The 1,631-nt window shown below is 43.2% G+C and carries 3 protein-coding genes; all 3 read right to left on the bottom strand.

Annotation, left to right across the window (positions count from 1 at the left end):
• Positions 1-70 (bottom strand): YqiA/YcfP family alpha/beta fold hydrolase (locus R7O12_RS24255; protein ID WP_318126590.1); only part of this gene is annotated, 70 nt, incomplete at its 3' end.
• A 74-nt stretch (positions 71-144) separates the two neighbouring features.
• Entirely contained in the window at positions 145-1,026 is an 882-nt protein-coding gene (thiK, locus tag R7O12_RS24250; RefSeq protein ID WP_318126589.1) for a thiamine kinase, read from the bottom strand.
• A 24-nt stretch (positions 1,027-1,050) separates the two neighbouring features.
• Positions 1,051-1,629 carry a penicillin-binding protein activator LpoB gene (gene lpoB, locus R7O12_RS24245; protein WP_031846970.1) on the bottom strand — a complete coding sequence of 193 codons (579 nt, stop codon included), beginning with the start codon at positions 1,627-1,629 and terminating at the stop codon, positions 1,051-1,053.
• Between the last annotated feature and the right edge of the window lie 2 nt (positions 1,630-1,631).

Below are 1,631 nucleotides of genomic sequence, written 5' to 3'. Positions count from 1 at the left end.
ACTGTAGTTGAAGAACTTTTTCGTGGTTACCTGGGCTTGTACTATCAAAGCCGTGCAAGTAAATAATCATGTGTACCTCTCCCTGTAAAATCTGGTACTTTTTTTAAAACTACCACTATTTCCTTACTGATAAAGGGGAAAACGTCACGAGTTCTCAAAACAGTGATCTTCTAAACACAATAAATCTTTAAACTCTTGCGCACTGTTTAAGTATTGTTCATCTCCCCACAATTTATAAGCAAGCAAGTACCAAACCATTTCCATCACTAAAGTGCGGGGTTGCCACGCTTTTACTCCTTCAAGCCAAACTGAGGTATTTTCAATATTTCGAATCTGGCAATAGCGTTCAACCGACTCTTCTATTGGCGAATCGGTAATTTGCAAAATGAGCGTTAAATCTAATCTTGGATCTGCAAGGCTTGCGTACTCCCAATCAATGACTTTCACGCCCTGCTCTCCCCGAACTAGGTTGTAACACCCCAAATCAAAGTGACACAGCGCTAACGGAATTTGTTCAACACTAGGTTCAGAACGCCAGTGTTTGTATAGGGTTTCAAATTCCGAACCGACGTACTTTCCTTCTAACTCCAACCAATAATGATCAATTCGTGAGATGTAAGAAAATGGCACAACAGGTATGGAGCTCGAATGGTATTGATGAATGGTCGCCGCGATGGGTAAGAGTTCTTCCAACTCGATGCCATCTTTTGTCAGCGTGATCCCATCGATCCACTCCACTAATAACCCTTGCTCATGAACGAAGATCGGCTTTGGCCCGAGATTTAGCGGCTCGATCGCGTGAAGAACTTGATACTCGTTATTACGAGAGATAGAAAAAGCCTTGCATACGTTGCTGGTCGGTCGCCAGACATAAGCAAGGCCTTGAGAAGATTCCAACCGCCAACAGCGGTTGGTGAGCCCTCCGGTGACGGTTTGCACCTTCACCGGTGGTTCTGAAAAGAAGCCATCTAACGCATTTAAGCTCGGATCTAACTGTTTTGCTTGTTGCCAAGAAAACCACGCCATTGATGACTTCTCCATTATGGTCAATTAAAGGCCAAATAGGCTCTTAGATTGCTCTTTGCGGATTTCTGTTTCATCAGCCCATTCGATTAGGCCTGTTTCCAAATCCATCAAACGCATTGTCATTTTGTAGTATACATCTTTATCGCTACCTGCATTTTTCACGATGCTAGAAAGGTTACCGTAAAGCATGTATTGCGCACCGACCATTTTACCAAACTGAATTGCTGTACTTTGGTTAACAAGCTCGTCCGTATTTTGGAAGTTAAGTTGTTCACGAACCGATTCTACGCGGTCCATATCAACAAAGCGGAATTTGCCTGAGTTCAGCATTTTAGTTGAGATGGTATCAGTGATCGATTCAGTGTCGATGTGCTCACTGGTTTTGTTCTTGATTCGCTCAACAAACACGATTGGACGTTGGTCACGAGTAATTGCTGCTACTGAACCTGACATCATCATGCTGTCTACCATCTCGCCAGCAATTTTTTGTAGGTCCGTCGAACCGAAATCGATGGTTGTCGTTTCAGTCGCTTGTGAATCACCGTAAGAGACTTTGTTAGAACAACCACCCAAAATAACGGCTAGACCTAAAAGAGCAATAATAC

The organism is Vibrio sp. Vb1574 (assembly GCF_033338675.1).
This window is presented reverse-complemented; position numbering and strand designations above follow the sequence as displayed.

Bases quoted from the DNA above. Each gene is read 5' to 3' on its own strand.
- thiK (WP_318126589.1), bottom strand. From the start codon at position 1,026: ATGGCGTGGTTTTCTTGGCAACAAGCAAAACAGTTAGATCCGAGCTTA.